The sequence below is a fragment of the Acinetobacter sp. PW68 genome (assembly GCF_020982655.1).
GTDB lineage: Bacteria > Pseudomonadota > Gammaproteobacteria > Pseudomonadales > Moraxellaceae > Acinetobacter > Acinetobacter towneri_A.
In genome coordinates, this window is sequence record NZ_JAHZSX010000001.1 from 874,499 (window position 1) to 900,645 (window position 26,147).

Sequence of the window (26,147 nt, forward strand, 5' to 3'; positions counted from 1 at the left end):
TATGGAACACGATTCGGTGCTTTCTTGCATTAGAATTCAAATGCACTTTATTCACAGATACTTTTATGCAAATGCTGTTGTGTAACAAGCAATCAGATCACTCATTCACCAATGGGGTTTCCACTTGGAAATTTGGTGGAATAAGCACAGTCTTACGCAATTCAGGTGCGAGTTCAGGATAATCTAGCGTGAAGTGTAAACCACGCGATTCTTTGCGTTGCATGGCACAGCGCACAATCATTTCAGAAACCAGAACCAAATTACGCAGCTCAATCAAGTTTTTACTGACTTGATAGTCCTGATAATACTCGGTGATTTCACGTTTTAGCATTTCAATACGGTGTAAGGCACGCTCTAAACGCTTGGTGGTGCGTACAATACCGACGTAGTTCCACATGGTTGCACGTAGCTCATCCCAGTTTTGTAAAATCACCACATCTTCATCAGGGTTAGTGACTTGAGAATCATCCCAAGCAGGGACTTCAGGCGAGCTATAATCTGCGGTGTGATGTGCTTCAATATGTTTGGCCGCTGCCATTCCATATACAAAACATTCTAAAAGAGAGTTACTTGCCATGCGGTTAGCGCCATGCAAACCTGTATAAGACGTTTCACCAATCGCGTATAAACCTGCAATATCGGTTTGGCTATGTTCATCCACCATCACACCACCACAAGTGTAGTGGGCAGCAGGTACAACCGGAATCATATCTGTAGTGATATCAATGCCTAATTCCAGCAAACGTGCATACAGTGTAGGGAAGTGTTCCTTGACAAATTCTGCAGGCTTGTGGGTAATATCTAGCCATACATGACGAATACCCAAACGCTTGATTTCATAGTCAATTGCACGTGCCACAATATCACGCGGAGCGAGTTCTGCTCGTTCATCAAAACGCAGCATAAAGCGTTCGCTATCAGGTAAACGTAAATATGCACCTTCACCACGCATGGCTTCAGTAATTAAAAAAGAACGCGCCTGAGGATGATACAAACAGGTTGGATGGAATTGGTTAAATTCCATATTGGCTACACGGCAACCTGCACGGTATGCCATGGCCATACCATCACCTGTGGCAATGTCTGGGTTTGATGTGTAAAGGTAGGCTTTCATTGCGCCGCCGCAGGCAAGTGCAGTAAATGGAGCAAGGAAGGTATGTACTTTTTGAGTACTTTCATCTAGTGCATATAAGCCCAATGAGCGATTAGCTTCGTTTAAACCAAGCTTTTGTGAGGTAATCAGGTCAATGGCAATATAGTTTTCAAATATCGTGATGTTTTGCTGTTCTTGAGCACGTTGGACCAAAGTCGTGGAAATTGCACGACCTGTTGCATCGGCAGCGTGAATAATACGGCGCTGAGAATGGCCACCTTCACGGGTTAAATGCAATTGCTCTTGTTCGTCTAAGGTAAACTGCACACCATGTTTGAGCAGAAAATCTACCGAAGGTTTACCGCCTTCCACCGTTTGTTTTACGGCGTCAATTTCACATAAATGTGCACCTGCAATCATGGTGTCATCTATATGTTGTTCAATTGAGTCGGTTTTATCAAGGACTGCAGCAACACCACCTTGCGCATAGAAGGTGCTGGCTTCAGTTAGGGTAGATTTTGCCAAAACGGCGATTTTGAAATGCTGGGGTAATGAGAGCGCTAAACTCAAACCTGCACCACCACTTCCCACAATAATCACATCAAATTGATGTGTTGTGTTTAAATTAGACATGTCCATCAGCTAATTTGAAAAAAGTTGGATAATGACACCCCTTTTTGCAGAAAAACGCAAGTGCGAAGTGGGCATGAATAATGAAAAAAAAGAATAAACGGGAAACTTTTATGGAATATTCCAACTTTTATGACAATTTTGTCCAATCTATTTCAGATGTTGAGCTTTAAGTCAGATTCAGCATGGTTAAATATTCAATCTCATCAAACTGATTTAATTGCAATAAACTAAAAGCTGAAACTGAAAAGATTCAACATTTTATTACGCAAAACCGAGTAATTTTGTGATAAATAAGATGGGTTCAAAGTCATAATTATTATTGAGTGAATGCTATTTATGAAAAATCGCAATTTAAAAAAAGGTTTATATGCGGCTGTTTTTACTATGGCAACTGTGCAGACTCAAGCAGCACCACCAGTAGACTTTTCTAATTTGGTTGAGCAGGTGAGTCCTGCTGTTGTGAGTGTCAATGTTGTCAAAAAAATGAGTCAGGAAGAACTCTTACAACAACAAGTTCCAGAAATTTTACGCCGTTTTTTTGGCAATCAAGTCATTATTCCACAACAACAATTGCCACAAGAAAAAACAGGTTATGGCAGTGCATTTTTTATTAGTAAAGATGGATACCTTTTAACGAACCACCACGTGGTGGAAGATGCTTCAAAAGTTACAATTGTACTGAATGACCGCCGTGAATTAGATGCAACTGTGGTGGGTAGTGATGAACGTACTGATGTTGCTTTATTAAAAGTGCAAGGTGCTAGTTTCCCAGAGTTGCGTACAGGCAATGTCGATCAATTGCGTGTAGGTGAGCCTGTGCTTGCAATTGGTTCTCCATTTGGATTTGACTATTCTGCATCGGCAGGGATTGTTAGTGCAAAAATGCGGAATATGATGGGTGAAACCTCAGTACCCTTTATTCAGACCGATGTAGCTTTAAACCCAGGTAACTCAGGTGGGCCACTGTTCAACCAGCGTGGTGAGGTTGTGGGCGTGAACTCCCGTATTTTTAGTGGTACGGGTGGTTATATGGGGTTGTCATTCTCTATTCCTATTGATGTAGCAATGGACGTGGCCGATCAGTTAAAACGAAATGGTAAAGTGACCCGCTCTTATTTAGGGGTGAGTTTGCAAGATATTGATCGCAATCTGGCAGAATCTTATAAACTCAGTAAACCTGAAGGGTCATTAATTACTCAAGTTTCACCAAATTCACCTGCTGCACGTGCAGGTTTGCGTGCAGGGGATGTGATTCTTAAATACAACGGCACAGCTATTTCCAGAACCTCTGAATTGTTGAACTATTTAAACCGCTCAGTGCCCAATCAAAGTATTCAGCTTGAAGTATTACGTGATGATAAACGCCGTAATATTACCGCTACGGTAAGCACTGCACCTGATGACACTCCTGCCAAAAATAACCCTGACACAGCAGCTAAAGGTCCTGTTTTAGGGGTGTCGATTCGCGATTTAAGTGTTGCAGAACAACGCCAATTAGATATTAAAGGCGGTGTGCTGATTCAGGAAGTGCGTCGTGGTGGTTCGGCTGCTCAGGCGCGTATGATGCCAGGCGATGTCATTGTGCAATTGAATAACACCACTATCCAAAATGCCAACCAATTTGTTGAAACAGTGTCTACCTTGAAACAAGGCGCTATTGCACGTGTGGTGATTATCCGTCAAGGGCAACGTGCGATTATAGGCATGCGTATTCAATAAGTTGATGCAGCATGAAATCAAATAGTGAATCAAACTAAAATTTAGAATCTTGCTAAACTTTAGATAGTCACTTATTTTTTAAGAAAGTCGCTCTTGAATTAGGGCGACTTTTATTTTGTAAATTGGTATTTTTGTTAGACTACACCGACATCGCCGTTTTAGTTAAAAGGATGACATGAGCAGCATATTTGATGTAAAAATCACCGTACAGCCAGAACATATTGATATTTTAGGGCATGTCAATAATGTGGTGTACGTGCAATGGATGCAGGATGTAGCATCGGCACATATCGAAACATTAAGTTTGGGTGTGCAGGAATACTTAAAACTAAAACATGCGATGGTGGCGGTGGAACATCATGTGCAATATCGTAAAGCGGCACTCGAAGGTGAGGAGCTGATTTTGCGTACATGGTTAAGCGACTTGAATGCGTTGTATTCTTTTCGCCAATATGCGTTTTATCGCCCTCAAGATAAAAGTCTGCTGTTTATGGGCAATACGCAATGGGCTTGTGTGGAAATTGCTACAGGTCGTCCAAAACGCATGTCACCGACATTTACGCAGGCCTATCAACCGCTTACTGCTGATGTAAATCCTTTAGATTTTAGTGAGTATGATTCATTAAGATGAGTGGAATCAACCAATAAAGCATCATTGAAAGTTGCTGCATATTATTGCTAGAGATGTTGTTAAAGAAGGTATTCACCTGTTTCAAACAGTATGACGTGGCTTTCAATTCTCAGCTTAATTAAGACGTAATTCTTTACATAAACAGCCTGAAACTCTCGAATAAAAAGAAAAATGCGTGAGGCTGCAAAAGGAACTCATTATTATGGATACATTGAAAAATCCATCTGCTATAATCCTTCGCAATTTCTATTCGGCTTTTGCTCTGCATGAATTTTAAGGTGCAGGGCGTGTTATTTTTTAAGGTAACCCATGGCGCAAGCTAAAAAATCTGTTGATATTAAAAACATCCGTAACTTTTCGATCATTGCGCACATCGATCATGGTAAATCGACTCTGGCAGATCGTTTCATTCAAACCTGTGGCGGTCTACAAGATCGTGAGATGCAAGCGCAGGTGTTGGATTCTATGGAGCTTGAGCGTGAGCGTGGGATTACCATTAAAGCCACCTCGGTGACTTTGTACTACAACCATCCAAATGGTCAGGAATACCAATTAAACTTCATTGATACCCCAGGACACGTCGACTTTTCTTATGAAGTGTCACGTTCTTTAGCCGCTTGTGAAGGTGCGCTATTGGTGGTGGATGCGGCACAAGGGGTGGAAGCGCAATCTGTTGCAAACTGCTATACCGCAATCGAGCAAGGCTTAGAGGTTTTACCTGTACTGAATAAAATTGATTTACCACAGGCAGAACCTGAGCGTGTGATTCATGAAATTGAAGAAATTATTGGTATCGAAGCGCAAGATGCACCTACCTGTTCGGCTAAAACTGGTTTAGGCATCGACAATGTATTAGAAACCTTGGTGAGTGTCATTCCTGCACCACAAGGTGATCGTGATGCGCCCTTGCAAGCCTTAATTATTGATTCATGGTTTGATAACTATCTAGGCGTTGTGTCGTTAGTACGTATCAAGCAAGGTCGTGTGCGTAAAGGCGATAAAATGTTGATGAAATCGACAGGTCAAACGCACATTATTACCTCAGTTGGTATTTTTAATCCAAAACATACCGAAACAGGTATTTTGGAAGCAGGCGAAGTTGGCTTTGTCATTGCGGGTATTAAAGACATTTTTGGTGCGCCAGTGGGCGATACCATTACACTCGCAACGACACCAGAAGTAGAAACCTTGCCTGGCTTTAAAAAAGTTAAGCCGCAGGTTTATGCAGGTTTATTCCCAATTGATGCTAGCGACTTTGAACCGTTCCGTGAAGCATTGCATAAACTACAAATTAACGACTCAGCTTTGTTCTTTGAACCTGAAAGTTCAGATGCTTTAGGCTTTGGTTTCCGTTGTGGTTTCTTGGGCATGTTGCACATGGAAATCGTACAAGAGCGTTTAGAGCGTGAGTACGATTTAGACCTGATTTCATCGGCACCAACGGTTATTTATGAAGCCGTGATGAAAAATGGTGAAACGGTGTATATCGACAGTCCATCTAAAATGCCTGATGGTTCAACGGTAGAAGATTTGCGTGAACCGATTGCAGAATGTCATATTTTAGTGCCACAAGAATACTTGGGTAACGTCATGACTTTGTGTATTGAACGTCGTGGTGTGCAAAAGGACATGAAATTCTTGGGTAACCAAGTATCCATTACTTTTGAAATTCCAATGGCGGAAGTCGTGATGGACTTCTTTGACAAATTGAAGTCATGTTCACGTGGTTTTGCATCCTTAGATTATAACTTTGTTCGTTTTGAAAGTTCATCTTTGGTTAAAGTAGACGTACTAATTAACGGTGAAAAAGTTGATGCCTTAGCGATGATTTGCCACCGTCAAGATGCACGTCACCGTGGTATTGCCTTGGTTGAAAAAATGAAAGACTTGATTCCGCGTCAAATGTTTGATGTGGCTATTCAGGCTGCCATTGGTGCGCAAATTATTGCACGTTCAACTGTGAAAGCGATGCGTAAAAACGTACTCGCGAAGTGCTATGGCGGTGATGTTTCACGTAAGAAGAAACTGCTTGCCAAGCAAAAAGAAGGTAAGAAACGCATGAAGCAAGTGGGAAGTGTTGAAATCCCGCAAGAAGCTTTCTTGGCCGTACTCAAAGTCGAACGCTAAAATTATAAGGATAAAAACCCATGGATTTTGATTTTAATTTGATTCTCGTTCCTGCCACATTATTTTTTATTGTGGTGTGGCTGCTCGATAAATTTGTATTTAAGCAAAGAGCAACCAAAGGACGAGGCAATGAAAACTTCATCATCACATGGGCGTATGATTTTTGGCCTGTTTTGGCAGTAGTGATGGTACTGCGTTCATTCCTGTATGAACCATTTAATATTCCCTCAGATTCTATGGTGCCAACTTTAGAAACGGGGGATTTTATTTTGGTGAACAAATTTGAATACGGTGTGCGTTTGCCAATTATCAACAGCAAAATTATAGATGTGGGTTCGCCTGAACGTGGTGAGGTTGCGGTGTTCCGTTATCCACCACAACCAAGTATTAGTTATATTAAGCGTATTGTCGGTTTACCAGGTGATCATATTGTTTATGATCATGGTCAGTTGAGCATCAATGGTGAAAAAGTAACCAAAACTCCAATCCAGTTTACCCGTGAAAAAGACAGTTTAGATACACCTACATCAATTTACCATCAGGAAACTTTAGGCACGCATACATTTACCATGCGCGAGCTTGAAGGTGTCAACGTGGCGCGTCAGGCACCATTCCTGAACTATGTAGACAATGGTAAATATTCAGCAGAAAATGGTTTATATTGGGAAGTTAAAGTTCCAGAAGGTCATTACTTCGCGATGGGGGATAACCGCGATCAAAGTGCTGACAGTCGTTTCTGGGGCTTTGTACCAGAGGAAAACCTAACAGGTCGTGCGTTCTATGTTTGGATGCATAAAGAGCCTGGGTTTAATTTGCCGTCATTTAGTCGTAACGGCAAAATTGATTAATGCAGCAGATTAGGAAAATAAAAAATGCGTCATCAACAAGGGGCATCGTATATTGCAATTTTAATTGCAATTATTGGTTTTGCATTTATGGCAAAAGTAGCAGTTGCAGTTTGGGGACCATATTTCGATGATCGAATGTTGGACAATCAAATTGAAGAGCAATTGTTGAATGGGCCAAAAAATCTATCACCACAACAGTTTATTGGTGAAATGGACAAACGTTTAAGCATGAACAACATTCGCGATATTAAATTTGCAGATGTGGCTCAAGTGACCAACGTAGATGGTTTAGAAGTGAAAAAAGAATATGAAATAAGAAAACCTTTCTTATTGAATATTGATATTGTAATGAAGTTCGAGAAAAGTTTTGATCAAAGCTCAGTCCAAGCTAAATGAGACCCGTCTAGCCAACCGAATCGGTTATCAGTTTAAGCAACCTGAATTGCTTAAAATGGCTTTGACTCACCGTTCGGTGAGTCATAAACACAATTATGAACGTTTGGAATTTCTAGGCGATTCATTATTGGGCATGATTATCGCCAATTATTTATATGAGGCCTATCCTCACGAAAATGAAGGTCGTTTAACGCGTATGCGGGCAACCTTGGTTCGTCAGGAAGCCTTAGGCAAAATCGCCAATGATTTAAAGCTCAGCCAAAATTTAATTCTCAGTACTGGTGAATTGAAATCTGGCGGTCATCATCGTGAGTCTATACTAGCAGATACCGTAGAGGCGATTATTGGTGCTATTTATGTCGATAGTAGCGATTTAAATTTGCTGCAATCCATTGTGCTAAAATGGTATAGCCCGTATTTAGATCACATTGAGCCAACCGATCAACTCAAAGATCCAAAATCCCGCTTACAAGAGTATTTACAAGCACGTAAAAAACCTCTCCCGGTTTACGAGGTTGTAGATATTCAGGGTGATGCACCGAATCAGCATTTTATTGTGGAATGCCGAGTCGATAGTTTACCTGTAATGAAGGGTGAAGGTTCAAGCCGTCGCTTTGCCGAGCAGGCAGTAGCGGCAGATATTTTAAAATTCTTGGAGCAAAAGTCTGAATGACCATCCATTCCGATCACGTAGATGCTGATCACGAGTCGAATAACGACGCCAATGACTTAATCAACCAGTTCTTTAGCGGTCAGGGAACTGAAATTCCATCTGATTTCCGCAGTGGTTTTGTTGCAATTGTTGGTCGCCCGAATGTGGGTAAATCTACCCTCATGAATCACTTATTGGGGCAAAAACTTTCAATTACTTCACGTAAGCCACAAACCACTCGCCATAAAATTGTGGGTATTGATACCCGTGAAAAATCTCAGGCTGTGTTTGTAGATACACCTGGGATGCACAAAAAAGAAGTACGTGCCATCAACAAAATGATGAACCGTGCTGCATCTTCTGCTTTGCGCGATGTAAATTTAGTTCTGTTTGTGGTGGATGCACAAAAGTGGACTCAAAATGATGAACTGGTTTTGGAAAAACTGAAAAATGCAGAAATGCCAGTGATTCTGGTGATTAACAAACTCGACACCTTTGAAAATAAAAATCAGGCTTTGCCGATTATTCAAGAACGTGCCAAGTTAATGAACTTTGCCGAAATTGTTCCTGTATCGGCATTGCGCGGTGCGAACCTAGATCATTTGCGTGACACGATTGAACGCTATTTGCCATTCCAACCGCCGTTGTATTCGCTAGATCAAATCACAGATCGTTCTGAGCGTTTCTTAGCGTCTGAAATTATCCGTGAAAAGATTATGCGCCAACTGGGCGAAGAGCTGCCTTACGATTTAACCGTGCAAATCGAATCATTTAAAACTGAAGATGCGGTTTTAAATGAAAAGACAGGTCGTATGAAAGCGCCTTGTACCTATATTGATGCCACTATTTTTGTTGATCGTCCTGGTCAAAAAGCCATTGTGATTGGTGAAAAAGGCGCAAAGCTGAAAAAAATTGGTATGGATGCGCGGGTTGACATGGAAAAAATGTTCGAGCAAAAAATCATGCTGACGCTTTGGGTGAAAGTCAAAGGTGGTTGGTCTGATGATGAACGTGCATTAAAAAGCTTAGGATATAGTGATATCTAAGTTTGACGAAAAGGGAACTGTGATGATGAAAGTCTTGGCCATTGTGGCATGTATGTTGGTCTTGCAAGGTTGTATTCACAAAGTTGTGACAGTTCCCGTAAAAGTCGCCTACAAAACTACAAAAGGCGTGGTGAAAGGCACTGCTGCTGTGGTCGGCGCGGTCATTCCAGATGGTGATGACGAAGAAGAATCAAAACAAAAACATTCTAAAGAACAGGATTAATTAACGTAATCATGCGTAATGAAATCTTGCATGGTTATTTAATACATCATCGAAAATACCGTGAACGTAGCCATATTGTACATTTGTTTACCCGTGAACATGGGCGGGTCGATGGTATTTTAAGACAAATGCCACCGCCACAATATCAACCGATTCGCATACAAGCTTCAGGAAAATCAGACCTTAAAAATTTCACTAAACTCGAAATTGTTAATCAACCCGTTTTTTTCTTTGGCGATGCATTTTTTTCGGGCTTTTATTTAAATGAAATCGTGTTGCGCTTGTGTTCTGCCGAAGTGGAAATGCCTGAAACCTTTGTGCAATATCACCAGACTTTGGTGCATTTACAACACTTATCTAGTCAAGAAAATCCCAATCTATTCTTAAGACAAATTTTGCGTCAGTTTGAACATACTTTATTGGAAGAATTAGGCTATGCCATTGATTTTTCGGTCGATGCGAACCAAGAGCCGATTCAGCCAAACATGTATTATCATTTTCAACTGAATGATGGTTTTATCCCAACCGCGCAAGCATCACCAGCAAATTTGCTTGGCGCAGAGATCCTGAGTATGTGCGACTATGAAAAAGGTAGGGATTTTAACCCAGAGCAGTTACAATTACTGTCTCGGCTGTATCGACAAATGATTAGTTCACTGTTGGGTGATCGGCCCTTAAAAAGTCGCCAATTGTGGATTCAGAATTCTCAAACCCAAGCGTAATTTAGGAACCTATTATGGCTTTACTCGGTGTCAATATTGACCATGTGGCAACTTTAAGACAAGCGCGTGGCACGAACTATCCAGACCCTGTGAAGGCCGCATTAGTTTGTGAACAGGCAGGTGCAGAGGGAATTACTTTGCATTTGCGTGAAGACCGTCGTCATATTCAGGATGATGATGTACGTCGTATGCGTCCATTGCTGAAAACCCGTATGAATTTGGAAATGGCCGTGACTGAAGAAATGATTGCTTTTGCCAAAGAAATTCGTCCTCAGCATGTGTGTTTGGTGCCAGAACGTCGTGAAGAAGTAACCACTGAAGGTGGTTTGGATGTAGTGGGAAATTTTGCAGCAGTTAAGGCGGCGACCCAGGAATTAACAGCGATTGGTTGTGATGTATCACTCTTTATTGATGCAGACCTAGCACAAATTGATGCGGCTGTTGCGTGTGGTGCACCGACCATTGAAATCCATACAGGCGCGTATGCCAATGCAGAAAATGAAGCTGCACAGCAAGCTGAATTGACCCGTATTGTGCAAGGTGTTGAATATGCAGCCAGTCGTGGTTTGGTGATTAATGCAGGACATGGATTGAATTTAGAGAATGTAGGCCCAATTGCTGCGATCCCGCACATCCATGAGTTAAATATTGGTCATGCTTTAATTGGTGATGCAGTATTTGTCGGTTTGGAACAAGCCGTAAAACGCATGAAAGCTGCAATTGATGCAGCGCGTTAATTTGAATCTGTATATTTAAGATTGAAAGATAAAATTTGAAAAGTTATGTCTAGCATAAATTATGATGAATTGATGCAGCCTGTAATTGCATTTTTAGGCTGTGAAACACCTAAAGAATGGTTGAACGAAGCATTAAATAATTTAGATATTTTGATGCAAGATCATGCCAACTGTGAGAAAAAAGCAGCAGGCACAGCCATGAACTTGATGTTTCGTTACAGCTTTTTTACCGAATTGCAGGTCAAACTGGCACAGTTGGTACGCGAAGAAATGTTGCATTATGAGCAGGTGCTAGAGTTCATGGCAAAGCGTGGGCAAACGTGGCAAGGTTTAAGTGCAGGGCGTTATGCAGGTGGTTTACGTAAAGAAATCCGCACCTATGAACCCGAAGCATTGATTGATGTTTTGGTGATTGGTGCCTTTGTAGAAGCACGTTCATGCGAGCGTTTTTATGCGCTTGCGCCACTGGTGGATGAAGAATTAGGAAAGTATTACCGTTATTTGCTTAAATCAGAATCACGTCATTATGAAGATTATTTGGCGCTGGCTTTGGATGTGGCAAAAACGGCAAAACTGAAAAACCCAGAAGAAGATATTCAGGGGCGAATTCAACATATACGGGAAGTGGAAAAGAACTTAATTATGAGTCCAGATCATCTGTTTCGTTTTCATAGTGGTGTGCCAGTACAAGCAGCTTAAACCGTTGATCATTTTAAATAGAAAACGGGACTTCGGTCCCGTTTTTTATCAGTCGATTTGTCGCTGAGATATTTTGATTGTGGTTTGCCTAAGCCATTTAGAAATGATCAAGGCTAAGATTAGGAATCGTATTAAAATGTATTGCTATATTAGGAAGCAAAATTCATCTTTTTTGTATAGGGCATGAATTGCTGCTTAGGTATTTACAGACCATATCATCGATCAATTATAGGAAATAAAAAGCCCAAGTCATTATGCTTGGGCTTTTTAGAATTTGGCTCTCCCACCTGGGCTCGAACCAGGGACCTGCGGATTAACAGTCCGTCGCTCTACCGACTGAGCTATGGGAGAATCTGAATGCGATTATAAGCAGATTTAAGCAAGGGTCAAGCATAAATTGTCATGTTTCGTTCATTTTAATTTTATATGCTTTTTATTTGAACAAAAAAAATTTTTTATAAAAAAATCACCCATAAAACTTGCGTTACACAAAATCGGTTGTTAGTCTGAGTAACAGAACGAAGCGTTTAAGTAGCATCTTAAACAGTGTGGATTTAACCCAACTTGCCAGCACTAAAATGGCTAAATCGGAGTAAGCGAATGAATACGCTCAGCATTTCTGATGTTTTTTCTCAATTTTCTTATTATCAAGAACATTATCTTTCTATCCTGTCTACGCCTGAACAATACTATACTGCTGTAAAAGGTGCATATATTCACGTCTGGCCTTTTGCACCTCAAGATTTGTATCTGGGCGATTTATTACAATTGTGGTTTAGTGAAAAATGGCTCATTCAATCAACCTGCCAATTGCTTTCAGACCATCCAGACAACGGCACCAAAAAACCATTGCAGCGTGATCATGATTTGTATTTGTACCAACTGGCGGGCAGCGCACTTTCGGGGAGCAACCGTTCACGTGTATGGTCTGTGTCTGAACAAAAACCATTGCGTGTAGAATTAGACTCTGCTTTTCGCTATTTATGTGAATATAAAGCGACATCACAACCTGCAGTGTCTAAATCAGAACTAATTGCTGCGTTGAAAAACGGTGTTTAATCTAAAAAGGGTTTAATCTAGATGATTCGTCATTGTTAGCCAAATAGATTTGTATTGAATCGAGCTAAATGACTGGGACTAAAATAGTGTTATTAACTGCGGTAAAGTTTTGCAAACAGCTTGAAAAGGATATTCAGCCGTGTGGATTAAAATATGCATTGCCATGCTCGCATTTGCTGCAAATTCTTTGCTGTGTCGTTTGGCATTGGCTCAACAGCAAATTGATCCTATGAGTTTTAGTTTGCTCCGAGTTGGCAGCGGGGCGGTGTGCTTAGGACTATTCTATGTTGTTTTGCAAGTTCAACAACCAATTCAATTCCAATGGAAATCTGCACTAAGCCTTGCTGTATATCTACTTGGTTTTTCGTTGGCATATTTGCATATTGATGCAGGCATCGGGGCATTAATTCTATTTGGCGCAGTGCAAATCACCATGATCAGTTATGCGATTTTGCATGGTGAGCGTATGACTTTGCCGCGCTGGGTCGGGTTAGGTTGTGCTATATTGGGGATGGCTTTGTTGCTATTGCCTGAAGCCAGTACGCCAACATTCAAATATGCATTGATGATGTTACTGGCAGGTATTGCATGGGGTTTTTACAGTATTGCTGCAAAGATGATGCAGCATGCTTTAACCAATACTCTATCTAATTTCATTCTGGCGACACCACTTGTTGCTGTATTTTTTCTTTGGCATTTACCTGAAAGTTTTATCACTTGGCAGGGTGTGGTTTTGGCAGTGTTGTCGGGTGCATTGGCTTCGGCTGGCGCGTATGTGTTGTGGTACAGCATTGTGAAAAAAATTGATCACATTACCGCAAGTACTGTGCAACTTTCTGTACCGTGTTTGGCGATTTTAGGCGGTGTGATTTTTTTAGGTGAACAACTCACCCTGTTGATGGTCGTGGCAACCTTGATCGTGTTGTGTGGTATTTTGATGGTGATTTTAACCAAACCTCGTGTATAAAACCGTTTAGATTGCTGTTGTTTTGATTTTTTTGTATTGGAATTTTTATATCAATCAAGAAATGATCTTGAGGCTTTTTAAAAGCGTTATTTGTGATCTCTCTCCTCAGAAATGAGGAAAAATGATGAGTGAAAAAACGTAATTAAAACAAAAACCCACGATTCAATCGTGGGTTTTGTTCATCTAAACAGGTTTAGATTATTTGGCAGCTTTTTCAGCTTCGATTGAAGCAATCGCTTCATCTACACCTTCAATTGATTCAGCAGCTTTTTTGATACGTGCAAGCGCATCTACAAGCACTTCGTCTGCAGTTGCATAAGAAATACGCATGAAACCGCCTAAACCGAACGCATCACCAGGAACAACGGCAACACCAGTTTCTTCCAATAACCAAGCAGAGAATTCTGTGCAAGATTTTAAGCCTTTCGCACGAATCAATGGTTTGATGTTTGCATACGCATAGAATGCGCCATCTGCAGGTAAGCAAGAAATACCTTTGATGTCATTCAAACCATTTACAACTAAGTCGTGACGGCGTTTGAATGCTTCAACCATTGGCTCAAGTACGTCTTGTGGGCCGTTCAATGCAGCTTCTGCAGCAACTTGCGAAATAGAAGTTGGGTTAGAAGTCGATTGAGATTGAATTTTCTTCATCGCACCAATTAGTTTAGCAGGGCCCGCTGCATAGCCAATACGCCAGCCAGTCATTGCATAAGCTTTAGACACACCGTTTAATACGATTGTGCGGTCATAAAGGTCTGGTGCAACTGTTGCGATGTTATAGAACTCATCATCCCAACGGATTGGTTCATACATATCGTCAGATGCAATGAATACTTCAGGGTATTTACGTAGTACAGCAGCCAAAGCTTCTAATTCAGCTTTGGTGTAGATCATACCTGTAGGGTTAGATGGGCTGTTTAACACCACTAAACGTGTTTTGTCAGTGATCGCAGCTTCTAATTGTTCAGGCGTGATTTTGAAACGTTGTTCTTCACCACATTCCACAATGACTGGCACGCCTTCAGCAATAATCACCATATCTGGATAGCTTACCCAGAACGGTGCAGGGATAATCACTTCATCACCCTTGTTTAACAAAGCCAACGCCAAGTTAAAGAATGATTGCTTACCACCACAAGACACCAAAATTTGGTTCGCTTGGTAGTCAAGATTATTGTCACGTTTTAATTTTGCGATAATGGCTTTTTTAAGACCAGGCGTACCGTCAACAGCAGTATATTTTGTAAAACCGTTATTAATTGCTGCAATAGCTGCATCTTTGATGTGTTGTGGTGTATCGAAATCCGGTTCACCTGCACCCAAACCAATAACGTTATGACCCGCAGCTTTAAGTTCAGCGGCTTTATTGGTTACTGCAAGTGTTGGGGACGGTTTGATGGCATTGACACGATCAGAGAGACGTACGTCCACGGCATATTCCTTCTTATAGGGATAAAAAAATAAAAAGCATATTATCTTAGCCTAAATTCGATGGCTACGTCGTTTAAAATTTATCAAATTAATAAAAAATCACCAAATTAGACCAATTTCTTATAAAAACCGGCTTAAATTGAAAGTGATGTGGAAGTTTCTCGCATCATGCGGCAAAAAACTTTAAAATAAGCCAAATTTTATTAGAGTGATGGTCATGGGTAAGCAGCAGCCTACTTCAAAAAAACCATTGGTGAATCTCCCATTCCCAATGCCGAACAAAGCACAAGACAATGATGAGGCGGTGCATAATTCGGTGCGTCCTAAACCTGAGCAATATGCCGATAAAACTTGGCCACCACCACGTGGAACCCGTCGTTCTATGGGTAAGCGCTAAAAAAATGCCACATTGTTGTGGCATTTTTTATGGTCTTAAAATTTTAAATTATCAGATTAACGCACATGTTTACGGGCTTTGTTGGCAGGCTTAGGTGGTGAAATTTCACGCACGCCCTGCCAAACATCGCTAAAGTCTTGCTCATTGATATTATACAGCTCCAATAAGGCTAAAATGGCGGCACCAAATAGCATAGGCCCTTCAGAATTGCTCTGGAATTCAAATACCTTACCATTTAAGTTGTGCAAAATATCCTGAATTTCAAAGACCCGATCACGACCATTACTGTCGGTTGGGTACATTTGTGTGTTCAGTATAATTTTGGCTAAAGCTTTTTCATTTTCACTCAAAGCCAAGACTTCAATTAATTCATCGGTGGCAGGGGTGAAAATAACTGAATCGCGGTAAATGGTATGTAATAGTTTTTGCGTCAGTTTAGGCAGTGCTTTTTCAACAAAAGGACGGAATGAGGCAGGGAAAATTACATTGTGCGCAATGCCTTTAAACATCGGGGCAATTTCTTCAACGGTATAACCTGCAATACCACAGCCAATTGAAGTTAAAAAATACTTCATTTTAGGATGATTTTTGGCATAGGTTTTAAAGTCATCTACATAGTGCTGAATCTGTGAAAGGGGCATTTGTTGTAAATGTTCATTCATGGTAGGAATGGCAAAACTTTGTCCTGCCCAACCGCGTCCCACACCATCTACTGCACCAAAAAATTCTTTGGCAGTTCGTGCTGCACCACCCGCATGTTGTCCTGCCATGTTACTGCCAAATACGAAAACAGTATCTTCAGGGAGGCTTTTGATAATTGATTCGTCGTGATATTGGTAAGTCATGAGTGTGCTTTTATGGTTGTCGTCCTGAAATTTCATGTTGCCTTTGAATAGCCTATGGGTCAAGCCTTAAAGCAGCGCTTAGTGCTAAATTCGTCATAGCACATTTTAGGGCAGAAACAGCAATAGGAGCTTTGCATGCAGAAGCGCAACATCCCACCTACATATTCGGCTGCCCCGGCAGCAGGCAAGTCTGCTAAAATGTCAGGTTCGCATCAAACAAAAGAGCTGCCTTTGTGAGTGATAAGCAACCTTTCGATTTAGTCACCAACTATCAACCTGCGGGTGACCAACCACAAGCCATTGAAAAATTGGTTCAAGGGATAGAACAGGGCTATCACGATCAGCTATTACTGGGGGTGACTGGTTCAGGTAAGACCTATACCATGGCCAATGTAATTGCCCGAACACAGCGTCCAACCATTGTTATGGCACATAACAAAACGCTGGCAGCGCAGTTGTATGGTGAGTTTAAAGCGTTCTTTCCGAACAACGCAGTCGAATATTTTGTCAGTTACTATGACTATTATCAGCCTGAAGCCTATGTACCATCTTCCGATACTTTTATTGAAAAAGATGCGGCTATTAATGATCATATTGACCAAATGCGACTCTCGGCCACACGTGCTTTGCTAGAGCGTCGTGATGCCATTATTGTCGCATCGGTATCTGCAATTTACGGTTTGGGTGACCCCAATGCTTATATGAGCATGTTGCTGCATGTGGTGCAAGGTGATCGGGTGAATCGTGATGATTTGATCCGTCGTTTGGTGGAAATGCAATATAGCCGTAATGAGCTAGAGTTTTTGCGCGGTACTTACCGTATTCGTGGTGAAATTTTAGATATTTTCCCTGCTGAATCTGATCAGCATGCTATTCGCATAGAATTATTTGATGATGAAGTCGATTCGATTCGTTGGTTTGATCCATTAACAGGCAAATTGGTGCGTAAAGTGCCGCGCGTGACTATTTATCCTAAAAGTCACTATGTTACGCCTAAAGATAATCTGGAACGCGCGATTGGTACCATTAAAGAAGAGTTGAAAGAGCGTTTGGTGTTTTTCCGTGAACACGACAAATTGCTGGAAGCGCAGCGTATAGAACAGCGTACCCGTTATGATTTAGAGATGATGCAACAATTGGGTTATACCAATGGCATTGAAAACTATTCACGACATTTGTCTGGCCGTCCCGCAGGCGAAGCTCCACCAACTTTGTTTGATTATGTACCTGATGATGCTTTGCTAATTATTGATGAGTCACACGTGACTGTGCCGCAAATAGGCGCAATGTATAAAGGTGACCGCTCCCGTAAAGAAAACTTGGTTAATTATGGTTTCCGTTTGCCAAGTGCGTTGGACAACCGTCCCATGAAATTTGAAGAATGGGAGCGCATCGTGCCATCCACAATTTATGTGAGTGCCACACCTGCACAATATGAATTGGAAAAATCACAGCAAATTGTAGAGCAAGTGGTGCGTCCAACAGGGTTGATTGACCCTGAAATAGAAATTCGTCCTGTGCTGACGCAAGTGGATGATGTGCTTTCAGAAATTAATATACGCAAAGAACTGAATGAGCGGGTGTTGGTCACGACTTTAACCAAACGCATGGCTGAAGATTTAACCTCATATTTAAAAGAATACGGTATTCAAGTGGCTTATTTACACTCAGATATTGATACCGTGGAGCGGGTTAAAATTATTCACGAATTGCGTACAGGTGTGCATGATGTACTGGTTGGCATTAACTTGTTGCGTGAAGGTCTGGATATGCCAGAAGTCTCTTTAGTGGCTATTTTAGATGCCGATAAAGAAGGTTTTTTACGCTCGGAACGTTCATTGATTCAAACTATTGGACGTGCAGCACGTAACTTAAAAGGCAAAGCAATTTTATATGCAGACCGCATTACGGACTCTATGCAAAAAGCCATAGATGAAACAGACCGTCGTCGTGCTAAACAGATTGAATTTAATACCTTACACGGTATTACACCTCGCAGTGCCGTGCGTCAGGTCATTAAAGAAATTGATACGGGCGAAGTGCTGAATGATGAACAGGTCGATGAAAAAATCAATGCACAAACCCGTGCTTTGAGTGCCGATGAACAGCATATTTTGGCCGATCCTAAACTGTATGCAAAACACATTGCTAAGCTTGAAAAAGAGATGCTAAAAGCCTCTAAAGAATTGCAATTTGAACAGGCGGCACGTTTAAGAGATGAAATTCTGCGTTTAAAAGCACAAATGCTGCAATCGGGCTAAATCTTCAGCTTTACCTTATTATTGTAAATGCTTTATGCGTCCAACTACGTGCATGTAAATTTGAGTTTCAATATTTACATATCCATACAGTAAATTGAAAAGCTTGCGGTTATTTTGAAGAAGATAAATGAAATTGACTTTAAAATTAGAGCTTAGAGGTATTGTATGACTGCTAAAAAACTCCCGTTTGCAGGTGCACGACTCGCCAAAATTGCCCTAGGTGGAGCGGTACTAATAGGTTTAGGTGCAGCCACTTTGGCCTATTCCAAAACCAATGAGCCGATGAAAACGGTAGAAAAAGTCGAATTAGATAAATATTTAGGCGTTTGGTATGAAGTGGCGAGAAAACCCCTCTATTTTCAGAATAAATGTGCTTCCAATGTAACCGCAGCCTATACCTTAAATGAAAATGGCAATGTGCAGGTCGATAACCGTTGTACTGGAAAAGATGGCAAACAAATGCGCGCATTGGGTGAAGCTTTTGTGCAAAATGCGCCTTTTAACAGCAAACTTAAAGTCAGCTTTTTACCTGAAGTTGTACGCTGGTTACCTGTAGGACGCGGTGATTATTGGGTATTAAAACTTGATGAAGATTACCAAACGGTATTGGTAGGTGAGCCACGCCGTAAATATTTATGGGTACTGTCGCGCACCGCGCAGCCCGATCAGGCTGTGGTTACGGAATATCTGAATTATGCTAAATCATTGGGCTATGATTTGGGGGATGTGATTTATACCCAACATACACCAAAGAAAAAGTCAGCTGAAGAATAAAGTGAAATAGAAGAGCTAAGCCATAGCTAAAAGCATGATAACCTGCTCAGTTAAATAGCGAGCTTAATAATTTAAAGATGGATGGACCACGCACAGACTGCGTGGTTTTTTATGTGTGAAAAAAATCTTAGATTTGAACATGCAGTAAAATAATTCTATTAAAAATGTAGAAAAATGATGCACTTCTTTGCAAAATTTTAAGCAGTCAATATGCTGTCATTACAATATCGGTATAATGCACACTTGGGCAGGAGTGGGTAGATGTATAAAGGCGTAGCATTATCGGTTTTGGCATCGGTCACTTTTGGACTGTTGTACTTTTATACCCAACTCTTAAAGCCTTTAGACAGCGAAGAAACGTTTGCGTGGCGTATGTTGGCAACCTTGCCATTCCTGACCGTATTTATGTGGTGGTCGGGAGATTTTAAGCATATTTTCGCTATTTTTTCACGCATTAAACAACAACCACTTTTACTGTTGTGGTTGCTTGCCAGTTCTTTTTTATGCACCACGCAATTATGGCTATTTCTATGGGGACCTATTAACGGGCGAGGTCTACAAGTATCTCTCGGGTATTTCTTATTACCCTTGGTGATGGTCTTGGTCGGTTGCGTGCTCTATAAAGAAAAATTATCAACTTGGCAAATGGCAGCAGTTGCCTTGGCGGTGTTGGGTGTCAGTCACGAAATTTGGCGGATTGGCAGTGTGGCGTGGGAAACCTTATATGTCGCTTTTGCCTATCCTTTATATTTCTTTTTACGTCGTGTCTTTCAAACCGATCAGTTGGGTGGTTTTTGGTGGGATTTGCTGCTCGTGATTCCTATTTCGCTGTATTTGGCCTTTGTCTATAGTGACAGTTTGCAAGTCATTGCAAATTTTACCCATTTAATTTGGGCGGTATTGGGACTGGGTTTTTTAAGTGCATTAGGGCTGGGTAGTTATATTTTGGCCAGTCGTTATTTGCCTTTTGTGATTTTTGGCTTATTGAGTTATTTAGAACCTGTGCTGTTGGCTTTTGCCTCAATGTTATTGGGTGAGCGAATAGAAGCAGGGGAATGGCTGACCTATATTCCAATTTGGTTGGCGGTGGCGTTGCTGGTAATGGAAGGTTGTTTGCATTTAAGAAAGCAAAAACAGAATCAGCAAGATTTACAGCAGAAGATAGAGCAGCAATCAGAGCGATAAATATCTTAAAAATCTATTGGCATACTTCTGTAGACATACAAAGAAGATGGTTTAAAGGTTTGCCGATACATCTTAGTTTGAAAAAAAGATCATTTTTGAATTTAAGGTATAGAAAATGCAGATAAAGCTTAAATATACCTGCCAAGTTTTTGGCCTGAAAAACTGAACTTTGAATGAAAAAAGTAAAATCACAAAAATAATTACAACTATTTTATGGATTTATAGTGAATATATAAGAAAATAGTCGGGTCAATGCCAGCTTTTGATTCAATCTTGACGACAATTCCATTACAATTATCGGGTTTTGAAATTCATGCCTAGATATACAATTAATTAGAGGACGTATCTGTGAGCAAAGAGACTATCATCGCCCTACACGCAGAGCACCAAGGTCGCTGGAAAAACCGTGAAGAAATCGCGGAACGTATGATTGCTTTACTCGGTCAGTTGTACCGTGAAAAAAATATCATGGTTTCAGTATTTGGTCGTTCTTTAGTTAACCGTTCTGTGATCCAAATTTTGAAAGCACACCGTCGTACTCGTATGATGGATGTAGAACTTTCAGTTGTTCACACATTCCCAATTCTTGAAGCTTTAACCAAAGTAGAGAACATTGGTTCAGCAGAAGTTGACTTGGGTAAACTTGCTGTTGAATATAAAGAAAAAGGCGGCGATGTAGATGCATTTGTTGCAGACGCTGTGAAATCTTTAGCAGGTAACCCAACAACTGTAGAAAGCAAAGATGTTGTTCTTTACGGTTTTGGTCGTATCGGTCGTATTCTTGCACGTTTAATCATTGGTCAATCAGGTCTTGGTCGTGGCTTAAACCTTAAAGCTATTGTGGTACGTAAATCATCTGACGGTGATTTAGAAAAACGTGCATCTTTGCTACGTCGTGACTCTATTCACGGTCCGTTTGCAGGCACTATTTCTGTAGATGAAGAAAATGAAGCCATTATCGCAAATGGTAACTTCATCAAAGTGATCTATGCATCTAACCCATCTGAAGTAGATTACACAGCTTACGGCATCAACAATGCTTTAGTCATTGACAACACAGGTAAATGGCGTGATGCAGAAGGTCTTGCTCAACACCTTCAATGCCCAGGTGCTGCACGCGTAATTTTAACTGCACCAGGTAAAGGCGACATGAAGAACGTGGTTTACGGCGTAAACCAAGCTGACATTCTTGATGAAGATACCATTATTTCTGCAGCAAGCTGTACAACGAATGCAATCACACCAACTTTAAAAGTGTTGCATGACAAATACACTGTTGTGAATGGTCACGTTGAAACTGTGCACTCATTTACCAATGACCAAAACTTGATTGATAACTACCACAAGGCAGATCGTCGTGGTCGTGCGGCAACTTTGAACATGGTTATTACTGAAACTGGTGCAGCAAAAGCAGTTGCGAAAGCATTGCCTGCATTGCAAGGTAAATTAACAGGTAACTCTGTACGTGTTCCAACGCCAAACGTATCACTTGCTATCTTGAACTTAACGCTTGAGAAAGAAGTAGATCGTGAAGAAGTAAACGAATATATTCGTCAAATTTCAATTCACTCTAACCTTCAAGGTCAGATTGGTTATACCAACTCGACTGAAGTGGTTTCAAGCGACTTCATTGGTTCACGTACTGCGGGTGTATTTGACGCGCAAGCAACCATTACTTCTGGCAACCGTTTAACTGCTTACGTTTGGTATGACAACGAAGTGGGTTATAGCTGTCAAGTATTACGTATCGCTGAGCAAATGGGCGGCGTAAGTTATCCAAAAATTCCTGCTGAAACAAATGCATAATTTGTAACATCAGAATTTGAAAAAGAGCCTTTTTAAGGCTCTTTTTTTATACATTTTTTCTATGCTTAAAGCGTATGATAGATATTTGAAGTTTTGGAAAAATAAGTTATTCTAAACTTACAAAAATAAAGTCTATGTTTAAAAGTAAGCTTGATTTTTAATTCAACTTTTAAGGTCAATCTACACAAGGATTAAGTTATGCAATATGCCAGCAGTCATGTACTCGGACAAGTCCTTGCCAAAGATTGTCCATCTCGTATTTTGTTAGAACACCTTGCCAATAAATGGTCGATGTTGGTGCTGCATTGTTTGAGTGAGGGTTTACATCGCTTTAGTGAGTTAAGACAGCGCATTGAAGGGGTGAGTGAAAAAATGTTGGCACAAACCCTGAAAATTTTAGAACAAGATGGTTTGATTTTACGCACTGTCTATCCAACCGTACCACCTAAAGTGGAGTATCAACTTACGTTTGAAGGTTCACAAATTGCAGAAAAAGTTAATCAGTTGATTGATTATTTTGAAAAAAATATCAATCAGACTCTGTCAGAATAATTATCTTTCTTGCTGTCTAAAATCATAACGATCAATCAATAAAATACCTACGGCAAATATTAAAATACTCGCGACACAGCCCATCCAACCCCAGTGCTGCCATGCGTAGACCGCCGTCAGAGAACCAAGTGCTGCACCAGAAAAATAAATGGTCATATATACGGCATTAATACGTGAGCGTGCGGTAGCATCAATTCGATACACCAAGTTCTGATTCAGTACGTGAAATGCAGTGAGGCCAAAATAACTCATCAATACGCCCACTGCATAAGCCATAATATTCTGCTGTGCAAAAAAGAGTGGAATGCAAGAAAACAACATCAAGCCAATACATAACATTGCGACAAAATTCTCATGACATTTGCCTACCGTTTCACTAGACCAACTTGACGAGAAAATTCCAATCACACCCAATAAACCAAAAGCCTAACTAGAAAATCACTAAAATGATAAGGCAGATTGACTAAAACAAAAGTTATGGAAGTAAAAACCAAGGACAAAATGGCAAAGACCAAAGCACATCCGCACGCGCTATGAATTAAATATGGTTGGGTCACAGCTAACTGAATCAAAGAACGATAAATACCTGCCATAGTCAAATTTTTATTGGCAGCTGTAAAGCGAAGTTTTGTCCATAATAAGCCCGCATAAAAGTAGGGTGATGATGCCGCTACCGAAATAGACTGCTTCCCAAGACTAATACGTCGATACAAAACCTGTATAAGAAAAAACGATCTTCTCATTGCCCAAAGCAACAAGTGTTTTGAACAACCAAGCATGAAAAAGTAGTTGTGTATGTGATTGCATAAATATAATTCGAGAAATTCTCTAAAATATGGCAGAATATACGGCTTTTAAAGTTTTTAGAGGATTGGCAAGATGCGCTTTGTTGATGAAGCAGTCATTACCGTAGAGGCTGGCGACGGTGGCAATGGCGTAGCCAGTTTTCGCCGAGAGAAATTTGTACCATTTGGTGGACCAGATGGCGGTGATGGTGGTCGTGGCGGCAGCATTTTTATTCAAGCTGACGACAACGCAAGCACCCTTGTAGATTATCGTTATACCCGTAAATTTCGTGCTGAACGTGGTAAAAACGGTTCGGGCGCAAACTGTGCAGGCCGTGGTGGTGAATCTGTCGTTTTGACCGTTCCAGTGGGCACAACCATTGTAGATACAGACTCTGGCGATATTATTGCAGATTTAGTCGAAAGTGGTCAGAAAGTATTGGTCGCTCAAGGTGGTGATGGTGGTTTAGGGAATACTCACTTTAAATCATCTACAAACCGTACACCGCGTAAATTCACGCATGGCGCGAAAGGTGAATTCCGTGAAATCCGTCTGGAGTTGAAAGTCCTTGCCGATGTAGGCTTGCTGGGCATGCCTAATGCAGGTAAATCGACCTTTATTCGTGCCGTGTCTGCGGCAAAACCAAAAGTTGCTGACTATCCATTTACCACCATGGTGCCAAATTTAGGCGTGGTGGATGCAGATCGTCATCGTTCTTTTGTCATGGCAGATATTCCAGGACTAATTGAAGGTGCAGCAGAAGGCGCAGGTTTGGGAATTCGCTTCCTGAAACACTTGGCGCGTACTCGTATTTTGTTGCACATTGTGGATGTTCAACCTATTGATGGTTCTGATCCTGTGTACAATGCCAAAGCGATTCTGCAAGAGTTGGAAAAATTCTCACCAACTTTGGCCAAATTACCAATCGTATTGGTGTTGAATAAACTTGATCAAATCCCTGAAGATTCACGTGAAGAATGGTGTAAACACATTCTGGAAGAATTGCAGTGGGATGGCCCTGTGTTCAAAACTTCAGGCTTAATGTCTGAGGGTACACAACAAGTCGTATATTACTTGATGGATCAAATTGAGCAACAACGTGAACGCGAAATTGAAGATCCTGAGTACGCAGCTGAAATGAAATCATTCCGTGATCAGCTGGAAGCTGAAACACGTGAACAAACCATTGCCGCGAAAGAAGCGTATCGTGAGATGCGTCGTCAGCAACGTCTTGCAGGTATTTTGGGCGATGAGGATGAAGACGATGATGGTGAAGATGGCGAAGTAGAAGTGTACTACGTACGCTAAGCGCTATAAAAAGTGACTGAGGACAAGATGATAGAAGTGGTAGATGGGCAACGTCAGCTCAAGGGTTGTAAACGAATCGTTGTTAAAATCGGATCATCTTTACTCACAGCCAATGGGCAAGGTTTAGATTTGGATGCCATCTCGCATTGGGCGGGACAAATCGCAGATCTACACAATGCTGGACACGAAATTATTTTGGTGTCATCGGGAGCTGTGGCTGAAGGGATGGTGCGAATGAAACTTAATCAGCGACCCACCGATCTACCCAGTCTTCAGGCTTGCGCTGCGATTGGTCAAATGGGGCTAATTCAGACGTGGTCAAGTGTGCTGGAAAAGCACCAGATTCAAACTGCACAAGTCCTATTAACCCACGATGATCTGGCAGATCGTCGTCGTTATTTAAACTCATGCGATGCCTTGCAAAACCTGATTGAATGGCGCGTGATTCCAGTTATCAACGAAAATGACACGGTTTCTACCGATGAAATTCGTTTTGGCGATAACGACACTCTAGCTGCAATGGTCGCAGGACAGGTACATGCCGATTTGTTGATTATTTTGACCGATCAGCAAGGCATGTTTGACTCCGACCCACGTTCTAATCCTAATGCGAAACTGTTCCATACTGTACGTGCTTTGGATGATAGTCTGTTTGATATGGCAGGCGGTGGCGGCAAGTTCGGGCGTGGCGGCATGCTAACCAAAGTCCGTGCAGCGCGTTTAGCGGCTAAATCGGGTTGTCCAACTTTAATTGCCAGTGGTGAAAGTGATAACGTGTTGGCGCGTTTAATGGCGGGTGAAATGTTGGGGACGCTATTCATTACCGACAATGACCGTATTGCGGCGCATCAGCAATGGTTGGCGGCTCACTTGCAAACCGCAGGTCGTTTGGTGATTGATGATGGTGCAGTAAAAGCCATTAAAGAAAACCACCGTAGTTTATTGCCAGTGGGTGTGAAAGCGGTAGAAGGGCATTTTGACCGTGGTGATGTGGTGGAATGTGTAGATACACAAGGCCATCGTGTCGCAGTGGGACGTGTAAACTTTAGTTCGCGCTCTGCAGACTTGGTCAAAGGTTTGGCATCGGACAAGGTGTATCAAGTCTTAGGTGAAGCACGTTCACTGGAGATGATTCACCGCAACCACATGGCGATCTACTAAATTTTGCTTACATTTTAAGCTTTGAATTAAATTTAAGTTTTAAAAAATCCCGCTTGGTTTGCCTCGCGGGATTTTTATATGCTCAG

24 protein-coding genes, 1 tRNA gene and 1 pseudogene are annotated in these 26,147 nt (G+C 41.3%); 21 read left to right on the plus strand and 5 right to left on the minus strand.

The genetic code is table 11. From position 1 onward, the window contains the following. Nucleotides 1–97 precede the first annotated feature (97 nt). Nucleotides 98–1,732, minus strand: coding sequence for an L-aspartate oxidase (gene nadB / locus K1T76_RS04140; protein WP_230244169.1), 1,635 nt, complete (start codon nucleotides 1,730–1,732; stop codon nucleotides 98–100). A 330-nt stretch (nucleotides 1,733–2,062) separates the two neighbouring features. Between nadB and K1T76_RS04145 the strand changes: the two genes are divergently transcribed. From K1T76_RS04145 to K1T76_RS04195, 11 genes are all read left to right on the plus strand, one after another. Continuing rightward, nucleotides 2,063–3,445 carry a Do family serine endopeptidase gene (locus K1T76_RS04145; protein ID WP_230244170.1) on the plus strand — a complete coding sequence of 461 codons (1,383 nt, stop codon included), beginning with the start codon at nucleotides 2,063–2,065 and terminating at the stop codon, nucleotides 3,443–3,445. A gap of 175 nt (nucleotides 3,446–3,620) precedes the next feature. Continuing rightward, nucleotides 3,621–4,076 (plus strand): acyl-CoA thioesterase, encoded by a 456-nt coding sequence (locus K1T76_RS04150; protein ID WP_230244171.1) that lies wholly within the window; start codon nucleotides 3,621–3,623, stop codon nucleotides 4,074–4,076. Between the two features lie 309 nt (nucleotides 4,077–4,385). Continuing rightward, nucleotides 4,386–6,203 carry a translation elongation factor 4 gene (lepA, locus tag K1T76_RS04155; protein ID WP_230244172.1) on the plus strand — a complete coding sequence of 606 codons (1,818 nt, stop codon included), beginning with the start codon at nucleotides 4,386–4,388 and terminating at the stop codon, nucleotides 6,201–6,203. Nucleotides 6,204–6,223: 20 nt separating this feature from the next. Beyond that, nucleotides 6,224–7,051 carry a signal peptidase I gene (lepB, locus tag K1T76_RS04160; protein ID WP_230244173.1) on the plus strand — a complete coding sequence of 276 codons (828 nt, stop codon included), beginning with the start codon at nucleotides 6,224–6,226 and terminating at the stop codon, nucleotides 7,049–7,051. 24 nt (nucleotides 7,052–7,075) lie between these two features. Next, nucleotides 7,076–7,447 (plus strand): DUF4845 domain-containing protein, encoded by a 372-nt coding sequence (locus K1T76_RS04165; RefSeq protein ID WP_230244174.1) that lies wholly within the window; start codon nucleotides 7,076–7,078, stop codon nucleotides 7,445–7,447. Continuing rightward, on the plus strand, nucleotides 7,419–8,120 hold the full coding sequence (gene rnc, locus K1T76_RS04170) for a ribonuclease III (protein WP_230244175.1): 702 nt from the start codon (nucleotides 7,419–7,421) through the stop codon (nucleotides 8,118–8,120). Before K1T76_RS04165 ends, rnc begins: the two co-directional genes overlap by 29 nt. Next, nucleotides 8,117–9,145: a GTPase Era gene (gene era / locus K1T76_RS04175; protein ID WP_168418160.1), complete on the plus strand. Its 1,029-nt coding sequence runs from the start codon at nucleotides 8,117–8,119 to the stop codon at nucleotides 9,143–9,145. Before rnc ends, era begins: the two co-directional genes overlap by 4 nt. A gap of 22 nt (nucleotides 9,146–9,167) precedes the next feature. Beyond that, the gene (locus K1T76_RS04180; protein ID WP_230244176.1) at nucleotides 9,168–9,368 is read left to right on the plus strand and encodes an NF038104 family lipoprotein; all 201 of its coding nucleotides are present in this window, start codon (nucleotides 9,168–9,170) and stop codon (nucleotides 9,366–9,368) included. A gap of 8 nt (nucleotides 9,369–9,376) precedes the next feature. Further along, nucleotides 9,377–10,090, plus strand: coding sequence for a DNA repair protein RecO (recO, locus tag K1T76_RS04185; protein WP_230245616.1), 714 nt, complete (start codon nucleotides 9,377–9,379; stop codon nucleotides 10,088–10,090). A gap of 11 nt (nucleotides 10,091–10,101) precedes the next feature. After that, entirely contained in the window at nucleotides 10,102–10,827 is a 726-nt protein-coding gene (pdxJ, locus tag K1T76_RS04190) for a pyridoxine 5'-phosphate synthase (protein ID WP_230245617.1), read from the plus strand. Between the two features lie 45 nt (nucleotides 10,828–10,872). Beyond that, nucleotides 10,873–11,526 (plus strand): tRNA-(ms[2]io[6]A)-hydroxylase, encoded by a 654-nt coding sequence (locus K1T76_RS04195; RefSeq protein ID WP_230244177.1) that lies wholly within the window; start codon nucleotides 10,873–10,875, stop codon nucleotides 11,524–11,526. A gap of 275 nt (nucleotides 11,527–11,801) precedes the next feature. On the opposite strand, the gene K1T76_RS04200 is transcribed toward K1T76_RS04195, so the two are convergent. After that, nucleotides 11,802–11,877: transfer RNA gene (locus K1T76_RS04200), tRNA-Asn, on the minus strand. Between the two features lie 249 nt (nucleotides 11,878–12,126). On the opposite strand from K1T76_RS04200, the gene K1T76_RS04205 reads away from it, so the two are divergent. Together K1T76_RS04205 and K1T76_RS04210 are read left to right on the plus strand one after the other, a co-directional pair. Next, nucleotides 12,127–12,585 carry a hypothetical protein gene (locus K1T76_RS04205; protein WP_230244178.1) on the plus strand — a complete coding sequence of 153 codons (459 nt, stop codon included), beginning with the start codon at nucleotides 12,127–12,129 and terminating at the stop codon, nucleotides 12,583–12,585. 139 nt (nucleotides 12,586–12,724) lie between these two features. After that, nucleotides 12,725–13,552 carry a DMT family transporter gene (locus K1T76_RS04210; RefSeq protein WP_230244179.1) on the plus strand — a complete coding sequence of 276 codons (828 nt, stop codon included), beginning with the start codon at nucleotides 12,725–12,727 and terminating at the stop codon, nucleotides 13,550–13,552. A 198-nt stretch (nucleotides 13,553–13,750) separates the two neighbouring features. On the opposite strand, the gene K1T76_RS04215 is transcribed toward K1T76_RS04210, so the two are convergent. Further along, a complete protein-coding gene (locus K1T76_RS04215) occupies nucleotides 13,751–14,986 on the minus strand; it encodes a pyridoxal phosphate-dependent aminotransferase (RefSeq protein WP_004971708.1) in 1,236 nt (411 codons plus the stop codon). A gap of 217 nt (nucleotides 14,987–15,203) precedes the next feature. Here K1T76_RS04215 and K1T76_RS04220 point away from each other — a divergent pair, with 217 nt between their 5' ends. After that, on the plus strand, nucleotides 15,204–15,383 hold the full coding sequence (locus K1T76_RS04220) for a hypothetical protein (RefSeq protein ID WP_168418167.1): 180 nt from the start codon (nucleotides 15,204–15,206) through the stop codon (nucleotides 15,381–15,383). Between the two features lie 56 nt (nucleotides 15,384–15,439). Here K1T76_RS04220 and K1T76_RS04225 read toward each other — a convergent pair whose 3' ends face one another. Further along, nucleotides 15,440–16,228: an A1S_2505 family phage non-structural protein gene (locus K1T76_RS04225; RefSeq protein WP_230245618.1), complete on the minus strand. Its 789-nt coding sequence runs from the start codon at nucleotides 16,226–16,228 to the stop codon at nucleotides 15,440–15,442. Between the two features lie 233 nt (nucleotides 16,229–16,461). Here K1T76_RS04225 and uvrB point away from each other — a divergent pair, with 233 nt between their 5' ends. The 5 genes from uvrB (at nucleotide 16,462) to K1T76_RS04250 (ending at nucleotide 22,806) form a co-directional block, all read left to right on the plus strand. After that, complete coding sequence (uvrB, locus tag K1T76_RS04230) at nucleotides 16,462–18,489, plus strand: excinuclease ABC subunit UvrB (RefSeq protein WP_154320884.1); 2,028 nt, start codon at nucleotides 16,462–16,464, stop codon at nucleotides 18,487–18,489. A 165-nt stretch (nucleotides 18,490–18,654) separates the two neighbouring features. Beyond that, nucleotides 18,655–19,263, plus strand: a complete 609-nt coding sequence (locus K1T76_RS04235; RefSeq protein WP_168525707.1) for a lipocalin family protein — start codon at nucleotides 18,655–18,657, stop codon at nucleotides 19,261–19,263. A gap of 261 nt (nucleotides 19,264–19,524) precedes the next feature. Further along, entirely contained in the window at nucleotides 19,525–20,448 is a 924-nt protein-coding gene (gene rarD / locus K1T76_RS04240) for an EamA family transporter RarD (RefSeq protein WP_230244180.1), read from the plus strand. A gap of 348 nt (nucleotides 20,449–20,796) precedes the next feature. Beyond that, nucleotides 20,797–22,254 carry a glyceraldehyde-3-phosphate dehydrogenase gene (locus K1T76_RS04245; protein WP_168418170.1) on the plus strand — a complete coding sequence of 486 codons (1,458 nt, stop codon included), beginning with the start codon at nucleotides 20,797–20,799 and terminating at the stop codon, nucleotides 22,252–22,254. A gap of 198 nt (nucleotides 22,255–22,452) precedes the next feature. Then, nucleotides 22,453–22,806 carry a winged helix-turn-helix transcriptional regulator gene (locus K1T76_RS04250; RefSeq protein ID WP_230244182.1) on the plus strand — a complete coding sequence of 118 codons (354 nt, stop codon included), beginning with the start codon at nucleotides 22,453–22,455 and terminating at the stop codon, nucleotides 22,804–22,806. Here the strand turns inward: K1T76_RS04250 and K1T76_RS15025 are convergent. Continuing rightward, nucleotides 22,807–23,532 (minus strand): annotated as a pseudogene (locus tag K1T76_RS15025) (MFS transporter); the annotation flags it as partial. 153 nt (nucleotides 23,533–23,685) lie between these two features. Here K1T76_RS15025 and cgtA point away from each other — a divergent pair. Both cgtA and proB read left to right on the plus strand, forming a co-directional pair. Next, on the plus strand, nucleotides 23,686–24,900 hold the full coding sequence (cgtA, locus tag K1T76_RS04260; RefSeq protein ID WP_230244186.1) for an Obg family GTPase CgtA: 1,215 nt from the start codon (nucleotides 23,686–23,688) through the stop codon (nucleotides 24,898–24,900). Nucleotides 24,901–24,927: 27 nt separating this feature from the next. Then, a complete protein-coding gene (gene proB / locus K1T76_RS04265; RefSeq protein ID WP_230244188.1) occupies nucleotides 24,928–26,061 on the plus strand; it encodes a glutamate 5-kinase in 1,134 nt (377 codons plus the stop codon). Nucleotides 26,062–26,147: the final 86 nt, after the last annotated feature.

What these genes read in the sequence shown, in the direction of transcription:
- nadB (WP_230244169.1), bottom strand. Translation starts at nt 1,732, where the DNA reads ATGGACATGTCTAATTTAAACACAACACATCAATTTGATGTGATTATT.
- K1T76_RS04145 (WP_230244170.1), top strand. Translation starts at nt 2,063, where the DNA reads ATGAAAAATCGCAATTTAAAAAAAGGTTTATATGCGGCTGTTTTTACT.
- K1T76_RS04150 (WP_230244171.1), top strand. Translation starts at nt 3,621, where the DNA reads ATGAGCAGCATATTTGATGTAAAAATCACCGTACAGCCAGAACATATT.
- lepA (WP_230244172.1), top strand. Translation starts at nt 4,386, where the DNA reads ATGGCGCAAGCTAAAAAATCTGTTGATATTAAAAACATCCGTAACTTT.
- lepB (WP_230244173.1), top strand. Translation starts at nt 6,224, where the DNA reads ATGGATTTTGATTTTAATTTGATTCTCGTTCCTGCCACATTATTTTTT.
- K1T76_RS04165 (WP_230244174.1), top strand. Translation starts at nt 7,076, where the DNA reads ATGCGTCATCAACAAGGGGCATCGTATATTGCAATTTTAATTGCAATT.
- era (WP_168418160.1), top strand. Translation starts at nt 8,117, where the DNA reads ATGACCATCCATTCCGATCACGTAGATGCTGATCACGAGTCGAATAAC.
- K1T76_RS04180 (WP_230244176.1), top strand. Translation starts at nt 9,168, where the DNA reads ATGATGAAAGTCTTGGCCATTGTGGCATGTATGTTGGTCTTGCAAGGT.
- K1T76_RS04195 (WP_230244177.1), top strand. Translation starts at nt 10,873, where the DNA reads ATGTCTAGCATAAATTATGATGAATTGATGCAGCCTGTAATTGCATTT.
- K1T76_RS04205 (WP_230244178.1), top strand. Translation starts at nt 12,127, where the DNA reads ATGAATACGCTCAGCATTTCTGATGTTTTTTCTCAATTTTCTTATTAT.
- K1T76_RS04220 (WP_168418167.1), top strand. Translation starts at nt 15,204, where the DNA reads ATGGGTAAGCAGCAGCCTACTTCAAAAAAACCATTGGTGAATCTCCCA.
- K1T76_RS04225 (WP_230245618.1), bottom strand. Translation starts at nt 16,228, where the DNA reads ATGACTTACCAATATCACGACGAATCAATTATCAAAAGCCTCCCTGAA.
- K1T76_RS04235 (WP_168525707.1), top strand. Translation starts at nt 18,655, where the DNA reads ATGACTGCTAAAAAACTCCCGTTTGCAGGTGCACGACTCGCCAAAATT.
- rarD (WP_230244180.1), top strand. Translation starts at nt 19,525, where the DNA reads ATGTATAAAGGCGTAGCATTATCGGTTTTGGCATCGGTCACTTTTGGA.
- K1T76_RS04250 (WP_230244182.1), top strand. Translation starts at nt 22,453, where the DNA reads ATGCAATATGCCAGCAGTCATGTACTCGGACAAGTCCTTGCCAAAGAT.
- cgtA (WP_230244186.1), top strand. Translation starts at nt 23,686, where the DNA reads ATGCGCTTTGTTGATGAAGCAGTCATTACCGTAGAGGCTGGCGACGGT.
- proB (WP_230244188.1), top strand. Translation starts at nt 24,928, where the DNA reads ATGATAGAAGTGGTAGATGGGCAACGTCAGCTCAAGGGTTGTAAACGA.